At 37.4% G+C, this 8,691-nt stretch carries 8 protein-coding genes and 2 pseudogenes; 1 reads left to right on the forward strand and 9 read right to left on the reverse strand.

All coding sequences use genetic code 11. The annotated features are described in order from the left end of the window. Positions 1 to 101: 101 nt before the first annotated feature. The 9 genes and pseudogenes from ACR65M_RS20410 to ACR65M_RS20450 form a co-directional block, all read right to left on the reverse strand. On the reverse strand, positions 102 to 596 hold the full coding sequence (locus tag ACR65M_RS20410) for a dihydrofolate reductase (RefSeq protein ID WP_341331115.1): 495 nt from the start codon (positions 594 to 596) through the stop codon (positions 102 to 104). A 301-nt stretch (positions 597 to 897) separates the two neighbouring features. Beyond that, positions 898 to 1,194 (reverse strand): annotated as a pseudogene (gene thyA / locus ACR65M_RS20415) (thymidylate synthase); the annotation flags it as partial. 260 nt (positions 1,195 to 1,454) lie between these two features. After that, positions 1,455 to 2,114 (reverse strand): annotated as a pseudogene (locus ACR65M_RS20420) (thymidylate synthase); the annotation flags it as partial. A 58-nt stretch (positions 2,115 to 2,172) separates the two neighbouring features. Next, on the reverse strand, positions 2,173 to 2,889 hold the full coding sequence (locus ACR65M_RS20425) for an anthrax toxin lethal factor-related metalloendopeptidase (RefSeq protein WP_440274246.1): 717 nt from the start codon (positions 2,887 to 2,889) through the stop codon (positions 2,173 to 2,175). Between the two features lie 202 nt (positions 2,890 to 3,091). Further along, positions 3,092 to 3,685, reverse strand: coding sequence for a YpjP family protein (locus ACR65M_RS20430; RefSeq protein WP_341331113.1), 594 nt, complete (start codon positions 3,683 to 3,685; stop codon positions 3,092 to 3,094). Between the two features lie 372 nt (positions 3,686 to 4,057). Further along, on the reverse strand, positions 4,058 to 4,192 hold the full coding sequence (locus tag ACR65M_RS20435; RefSeq protein ID WP_440274247.1) for a YuzL family protein: 135 nt from the start codon (positions 4,190 to 4,192) through the stop codon (positions 4,058 to 4,060). An 80-nt stretch (positions 4,193 to 4,272) separates the two neighbouring features. Next, a complete protein-coding gene (locus ACR65M_RS20440) occupies positions 4,273 to 5,046 on the reverse strand; it encodes a class I SAM-dependent methyltransferase (RefSeq protein ID WP_341331111.1) in 774 nt (257 codons plus the stop codon). A 60-nt stretch (positions 5,047 to 5,106) separates the two neighbouring features. Continuing rightward, positions 5,107 to 5,541, reverse strand: coding sequence for a BrxA/BrxB family bacilliredoxin (locus tag ACR65M_RS20445; RefSeq protein ID WP_341331110.1), 435 nt, complete (start codon positions 5,539 to 5,541; stop codon positions 5,107 to 5,109). Between the two features lie 154 nt (positions 5,542 to 5,695). After that, a complete protein-coding gene (locus ACR65M_RS20450; protein ID WP_440274248.1) occupies positions 5,696 to 6,820 on the reverse strand; it encodes a conserved virulence factor C family protein in 1,125 nt (374 codons plus the stop codon). Between the two features lie 338 nt (positions 6,821 to 7,158). On the opposite strand from ACR65M_RS20450, the gene ACR65M_RS20455 reads away from it, so the two are divergent. Beyond that, a complete protein-coding gene (locus ACR65M_RS20455; RefSeq protein ID WP_341331108.1) occupies positions 7,159 to 8,193 on the forward strand; it encodes a C40 family peptidase in 1,035 nt (344 codons plus the stop codon). Positions 8,194 to 8,691: the final 498 nt, after the last annotated feature.

Here is an 8,691-nt window from a genome sequence, read left to right on the forward strand (position 1 = left end):
CAAATTAATGAAAAAGTGTTAAATTTAATATGGATAGGTGTTTTATATATGTCTCATTTGGCTAGGTCAGTTCAAAATCATAGCGTTTTTGTTTGCTTTCATTAATTTTGTGGGATTTTTTCGTATACCAAAAACGTATAATCATAAGGATTCTTCTCGTCCTTAATCCCCTGTTCTCTTGAAATAACCTTCCACTTGTCTTTTTCAAACGCTGGGAAATAGGTATCTCCTTCAAATTCTTTATTAATTTCAGTTATGTACAGACGGTCTGAATGTGGTAGGATTTCTTTAAAAATTTCCGCCCCGCCGATTACAAATAGCTCCTGGTCAGTTTGTTGATTCATTTTTACAATTTCCTCGATGGAATGAATCACTTTACAGCCTTCTGCCTTATACGAAGTGTCACGTGTTACGATAATATTTTCACGTCCTGGAAGGGGGCGTCCGATTGAATCATAAGTTTTACGTCCCATAATAATGGTATGCCCCATCGTTACTCTTTTAAAATAAGCTAAATCTGCAGGTAAACGCCATGGTAGATCATTGTTCTTGCCGATTAATTGGTTTCTGTCCATTGCAACTAGTAATGATATCATATATATTCTCCTAACTAAAAAGATCCTAAGGTCGATTATACCTTAGGATCATAGAAATAGGAATTACAATCAAATACGTCTTGGCATATTTGCGCCAGATTTTTAGACCTACAGGAAGTGGGTCATATAGACGTTGCCACAGGATGTGGCGTTCTTAGTCTTTGATTTTACAGCTCGAAAAATCCTTTGAAAAATCGTGGATCCGCCGGAGGCTATAACTTTTTTCAGTCGCTCCAAGCAAATTTGAACACTTTTTTCAGTCCTCCCCACTAATAAAGGTAGGGAATTCTGCTGAATTATGTTATACGGCAACTGGTGCTTTAATAGTTGGATGTGGTTCATACCCAACGATTTCAATGTCATCCATTTCAAAATCAAAAACAGATTTAACTGCAGGATTTAATTTTAATGCCGGGAACGGACGTGGCTCACGACTTAACTGTAAATTCACCTGCTCGATATGGTTTGTGTAAATATGGGCATCTCCAATCGTATGGATAAAATCCCCTACCTCTAATCCACATTCAAATGCGATTAGATGAGTTAATAGAGCATAACTTGCGATGTTGAAGGGGATTCCGAGAAAAAGGTCGCCTGACATGATCTTCGACTAGGTTCGCTAAGCCTAGCCCGTTCACTTATGAACTGCTGTATGTCGCCATACAGATGAGACTATATCACGATCCAATGATGGACCCCTACCATTTCCACCTGCTTAGGTGTACTCCCAAATGGGATAGTCGTTCGGCATTTATGTTTCAATTTGAAACAATTTAGCACGGGATTGTCTTTTGCAAGAGTTTCCCCGTTTAGGTAGGTTTTCTATAGAGATTTCTCCCTAAAGGCGCTCATTTACAAACGCTGATACAACTGACAACTCAATTTCCCATCGGCCACATAGAATTGAAACAGACTGTGACAAGGTGGTAGTGCCATGAATTCAACATCACCCGGATTATATCCGACGACAAGATGACGTCTGCTATCTGGGTTATTTTTAATTTGATTGATGACATTTTTTAACTGGTCAATGGTTTCACCACGTGATGATTCCCACGCTCTCCATTGTTTCCCATAAACTGGACCAAGTTCTCCATATTTTGTAGCAAAGTCATCATCCTCTAAAATACGAGATTTAAACTTGTCCATTTCAGCTTGATACAACTCATTAAATTCGCAGTCAACCAGACTTCGGTTTCCGAAATCCGTCATATCTGGACCTTTGTATTCATCGCTCTCAACCCAATTTTTAAAAGCCCACTCATTCCAGATATTATTGTTATTTTTCAGTAAATATCTGATATTCGTGTCACCTTTAATAAACCAAAGTAGTTCGCTCGCAATTAAACGAAATGGAACTCTCTTCGTCGTTAGCAAAGGGAAGCCTTCACTTAAATTAAAACGCATCTGATAGCCAAAAACTGAAACCGTTCCTGTCCCTGTTCGATCCATTTTTTTCGTACCTTTTTCAAGAACATGCTTTAATAGATCTAGGTACGCATTTTCACCATGTTTCAATAGATTCACTCCTTGCATGAACTTCATTCTACTATATTACTACAAATAGCATTCGAATTCATTGCTGAGTTTTGCTTAATTCACTAAAAAGCTGGTGTGTCATTGGCGCTGCAAGTTTTAATTCTTCTCTTGTCTGATCCGACAGATAATACATTGCAAAGCTTTCTGCGAAATATTCTTCAGGATAATCACTAAAATAAGAACGATCCGGGAATAATTGATAGACTTCCTTTTGCAAAATGGTTAAAAAATTGGGATCATTGCTGATTGTACCAAATACAAAATTATCAATCGAATGGGCCAATTCATGCAACTCTAAATTAATAGAACCATGGCCATTTCCCTTTTCACTAGATCCGATTTTGGCTAGTACAACTTCTGATCCACCAATTCCCGGAACATCGTCCCAAGTCGGTCCATTTTCACTATAGCCACGCGGCTTTTCTCCTTTTAGATAGGCAGCTGTAGGCTCGTCCGTTAAATTACCTGTAAACAGCTTCAGCACTACACCATTGTCAACCAGTCCTTGCAAGATAAGTTCATCAATATGGTTCACACGTTCAATCATTTTTGCTGCGGCAGACTCATTAAATCTAGTTTCAGGTAATACTATGATGTTTTTTAATTTTTCGTAGTTATTAAGATTCGATGTTTCAGTATATAGTGTGAGAGATTGATAATCTTTTAGTGGAACCCCATGAGGAGACGCTTCACCAGGATGATAGGTAAAACCTACCAGGACAAATAGAAGCGTAAGAATAAACGTTTTATGCATAAGAATGCTCTCCTTAATCTATGAATAAAATCGTGATGCTAAAGCGCACTCTTCTTTTAAAATGGTAATAATAGTATACCATATTCAGAAATATGAGTCTGCTAGACTAGGAGTGGTAAGTTCTTCAAGAAGGAAAAATACGGACAAAAAAAGCAATCCAAAGGAGCGAATAATCGACTTCTGGATTGCTTTTCCTCTTTTATTAACTAAGCCATTTTGGCGGAGTATTTTTATCCCAATAAATTTCACCTAATGTATGATGTGTTTGGAATCCATCATGATGTGTATGGTAGTGGAAGTTAAACCAATAGCCATCCTGTGGTGGATGATCCCTTCTTACATGAAAACGGATAATATCATTCCCAGACGTTTTATCGAAAATATGGAAAATCTTTTCCCCATTTCCACCAGACGGTTGCTCTGAAATCTCAAGATGTCCAAGTTCTTCACTTGGATATTGCTCGGCTAATAATTCAATTACACTTTCAATTTTCGGCAAGATTGCACTACGGAATTCATCTTCAATAACAGGCCCTATTCTACTCCCAAATTTCTCGAAGGATTTTGTTTCAGCCTGTGACATCGCATATGTAACAAAGTTTTTACTGTCATATCCATAATCAGATTCAAAATTGGAATATAGCTTCGACTCAGCATTTTGGTCATTAATCGAATTTAACTTACTTGGCTTATCGGCATCCGCCTGCTGCATAGTGAGAGCCGGTGGTGGCGTTACCAAACCAAGAGTTAAAATAGAAAATGAGACGACTAATGCTTTTCGCAACCATTTTTTCATAACGAAAACGCCCTTTCAACATTTACCCTTATCGTCATTTTAACACAATCTAGCAAAAATTTTTACTATGAAATTAAGAAATCATAAAAAAATAAGGATAAATGCCCATCATGGAAAATCATCAAAACCTCCACATTATAAGGACATGAAATACATCCTTCGTAAAATTAAAGTTCATAAAATCCTCAATATTTGATAAAATAGGGATACTATACATATTTGAAAGGTGGATTCGTTAAAATGGATTGGATTTTTGGTATTGCATGTGTTGTTACATTACTTTATTTTATAACTTGTTGTGTGACTGAATAGACAAAACCCGCTTTTTAAGCGGGCTTTATTTTTGTACGAATATGTAATACAACTTTTTAGTTACATCTTTTTCTTTTTCTTGCGTCTAGACGAATCCATTTCCATTTGTCCAGTTTCTTGATTGGTAGTACCTTGTCCCTCCACATCTGAAGAGCCTAATCCGATTGTTGAAGGATCCTTTTTACGTTTTGCCATGTTCATCACCTCCGTACGTTATTTAAAGTATCCAAAGGTGTGGCAAAATATCCTGCATTAACCGAAGGCAGTAATCCCTCTTAAACCTCAATCACTCCGAAATGGAACTTTGCAGTTTTTCGTTTATAAACGGTAAAACCGTACTTTTCAAATTGTTCACTTTTCCAATGATCTTTTAGTACTACTTTTTTCTTCGCAACTCGCTTTGCTGCTTCAATCGCTTCAGGACTTATTGTAGAGTAAATTGCGAAATTACGTAAAGCACTTATCCCTTCTGATTCTTCAATTGTCTCCTCAAACATTGGGTCAAAATACACAATATCAAAGCTATTCGGGGGACAGATTGTTAAAAAGCTTTCATAAGTATCGTGCATCACATCAATTCGAGCCATCGCTTCGTTCATGATCGCATTTCCGGTATCCCAGCTCTTTAACCCTCCCTTTAATAGATAATACAAATACTTGTTTCCTTCAAGGGAGGCTACTTTTCCTGATTCACCCACAACGAAACTTGCTACAATGCTATCCGACCCCAAGCCTAAGGTACAATCTAAAATTGAGTTACCTTGGGTAAGTTCTGATGCTTGAATAAAGGGATCATGCTCCCCCTTCATGATTCTTTTCATGCGAAACATAGCAGAGTTCGGATGGAAGAATAGTGGCTCATCACCATGAGAAGGATAGATTTCAATTCTATTTTTTCCCACAACAAGAACATCTTCGTTGGTTTGTTCTTGTATCTTTGCGATAGAACGCTTTTTCCTCTCGATAAAAGAAACATTGAGTTCCAATGCAGTTTTTTTCGCCAACTCAATCATCTCATCATTTGTTCTTCCTGCTGTCGTTACAACCATATAATCACCTATTTGAACAAAAAAGGATGTCGCAGTGACATCCTTTTTGAACTTCTATTTTTAGCAATGCTTATTTAATGCGGAAGTTATGTTTTCCATGATTGCTTCCATTGAATTTGATTCAATTTCATGTCTTGGAATGAAGTGAACAACTTCCTTGCCCCTTAATAAGGCCATGGATGGAGATGATGGCTCGATGCCTTCAAAATACTCTCGCATCTTAGCTGTTGCGTCTTTATCTTGACCTGCAAAAACAGTTACAAGGTGGTCTGGTTTCTTCTCGTTATTAAGAACTGCTTGAGTAACTGCAGGTCTTGCAAGTCCAGCAGCACAACCACATACAGAATTTACTACAACTAATGTAGTACCTTCTGTTTTTTCCATGAAGTTTTCTACTTCTTCTTCTGTTTGAAGCTCTTCAAATCCAGCAACAACAAGTTCTTGGCGCATCGGCTTCACAATTTGCTTCATATATTCATCATATGCCATTGACATATAAATCCCTCCCAATTCCAATTCAAATTCGATAAACTTAGCATACTATAGATGACCAAGCAAAATCAATTTTCAAACATCCAATCAATATCAATGTTTTTTATATTCTGGAGTTAACCCCCAGAATGTTTAATGAAACACGGATGAAACCCAATTAGTTATTTCGGCTTTCGGTCATTTGCTTCCATACTGAACCTTTTGCTTCTTCTCCACCCTCGATTCGTTCGATGGCTAATTTGATTTGCATTTTCACTTCGAATTCCGGGTCATTTTCAGCGGCTTTTAGAGCATCTAATGCAGAATCGTCTCCAACCTCAAATAAAAACATTGCTGCGCGCCATCTTACAAGCTTACTCGGATCCTTCAATGCCTCACACATTGCTTCCATTGCAGCAGGGTCACCGATATCTGATAAACAATCACCTGCTGTTCTTCTAACAGTAACAGACTTATCCTTTAAAGCCTCATACAAATAAGGTAACACTGAAGGCTTTTCAATCATCCCTAAATACACAGTTGCTAAACGACGAATAGACGGTTTTTCATCTTTCAATGCTTTAGCAAGGACAGGAATATCCTCCTCTTTTGGATCCATTTGTTCGAGACTTGCATAGCGTTTTGTCCATTCAGGATCTTCCAACATCTCCAAAGTAACTTTATAGGATTGTCTTTTTTGGATAGTTGGAGCAGAAGTTTGCTCTGAAATCTGTTTAACAATGCGGTCAAGTCTATCTTTGGGATATGCAGCAGCTAGCTCATCGACAACCTCTTTCCCTATTTCTTCATGATTGCCATATCGAACACCTTGTTCCTTCCATTCTCTTTCTAACACAACATTACCTGAAACCTCTTGTGCACGTAGCAATGCTTCCCGAAAAACATCAGGTAATCCAAATCGGAATTCCTGTTCACCGTCATGAAGCTTAACCTGCATTGGAAGACCTTTGTACATTTGAACAAAAACCTTTACTTCTCCAAAATGCTCATCCAGCTTTGGAGCTTCGTTTTCGCCTTCTACGACAACCTCCCCAAAAACCTTTCGAACCTTTGGCAGCAGCTCCTGCCAGTCATACTTCGCATTTCGTTCAACCGCTAGGAAATCTGCTACATGATAGACTCCTTTAATACCCTCTATTGCCAATATTTCTTTAATAAGAGGTGGTGCTTGATCTATATTTTCTTTCTTATAATTATTGCTTTTCCCCTTTGGTAGTTCCTCGTCTAAAATGATTTTCATTGTATTCGGACTAGGTGTTGGTTCAATTGATTTAATTTTCACATCTACCGCTCCTTCTCCTACTGAGTATACTATCGTAATTGTAGCACACGAAATAACCATATATCCATTGTGAGAACTTATATTACCGATTAGTCCTTGTCTTATTTTAGCGCTTTAGTACTAATTATCCGAACTTATGTCATAATGACTTATTTGACTCAATATCATAAATGTGTGTTCATTAAGAGTTGTTTTCGCTTTTGTTGTACTAAGGATTGGAAAAAGTAATACATTTTTTAAGTGAGTTATCGTACTCAACTCAAATCCATAGCCTTTCTCTACAACAAACTTTCGAAAACTATACTATTTTGCTTTCGCAAACACCAAGGAGGTCTTCTATGAAAAAAAGCTATGGAACACGCGAAGCCATTGTCGTGACATCTCTAGCTGCTGGATTTTTCTTCGGCTCCCCACTCGCAGCTGATGCAACTGAAAAGCAGAATTTGGATCCATTACTAGATAAAAACTATCAATTCGATACAAATCAGGAATTACGCTATGGTCATACCGGATATCCAGTCCGTTTTCTTCAATTCGAATTACATAAATTAAATTTTTATTATGAAACAATCGATGGTCACTATGGAGAAACTACTCAAGAAGCTGTAAAGAGATTTCAAGAATTATATGATTTGAAGGTTGACGGAATTGCTGGAGAAGTAACATTAGAGAAATTAAATGAAGTCATCATACAGCCAAAGCCCCCTTTCTACTCTGTTGGTGACGAGGGGCCTGAGGTCAAACAGCTACAATCCAAATTACACAAATTAAACTATTATAGTGGTTTAGTAGATGGGAAGTTTGAATCCGTCACGGAGGCAAGTGTGAAGGCATATCAAAAAAAGTTCAACCTAGAATCAAACGGGCTTGCCACTGACGAAACAATCGATCACATTATGAAAAACAAAAATGTCAGGGGGCTAACCATTAAAAAAGTAACTGTGGTTACAGCTCAGACACTGCCAAATTCGACTAACAAAACGGATGAAACCGCCGTTGAACCAATTGAAACACCGCCAGTTGATGGCAGTGTGATATCTATTGCAATGGATTACATGGGGGTTCCATATGTCTGGGGTGGAACGTCACCAAGTGGATTTGATTGTAGTGGTTTTTTACAATATGTGTTTGCGCAAAAAGGAGTTAACATCCCACGAACTGTTACTGGTATATGGAATCAAGGTACGAGTGTGTCGGCACCAAGTGTTGGGGACTTAGTCTTTTTCCAAACCTATAAACCAGGTCCATCACACGCTGGTATTTATCTTGGCGACAATAAATTTATCCATGCCGATTCCACCGATGGTGTAAGTATTGATGAAATGACGATTAACTACTGGCAATCACGCTATTTAGGTGCGAAAAGATTATAATTTCTTTTAATTGGGGTTAACCAACAACTGGAAAAACTGTAGCCTCCAGTTGGGAAACGTTTCAAACGGGGATGAAAAATGTAATAAATACCCATTTGCGTATTGTTTTCAAGTCAAAATGTGATAAAAGCATACGAAAATAAGGAATGCGTATGCTTTTATATAAATTTGCGGTATAAAGGCATTCGTATGATCCAATAAATGGAATAAATCGTTTTAAAATCGATATGAAATGTAATAATTATCCATTTGTGCATCATTTTTTAATAAAAAAGCAATAAAAGCATACGAAAATAAGGAATGCGGATGCTTTTAGCTAAACTGACAGTATAAAGGCATTCGCAAAGCCCAATAAATGGAATAAATCGTTTTAAACTCATTATGGAATGTAAAAATTAACCATTTCTGTATTATTTTTAAATCAAAAAGGAATAAAAGCATACGCAAAAAAGGAATGCGGATGCTTTTATTTAAATTTGCAGTATAAAGGTATACGAA

This window comes from Ferdinandcohnia sp. SAFN-114 (genome assembly GCF_059415045.1).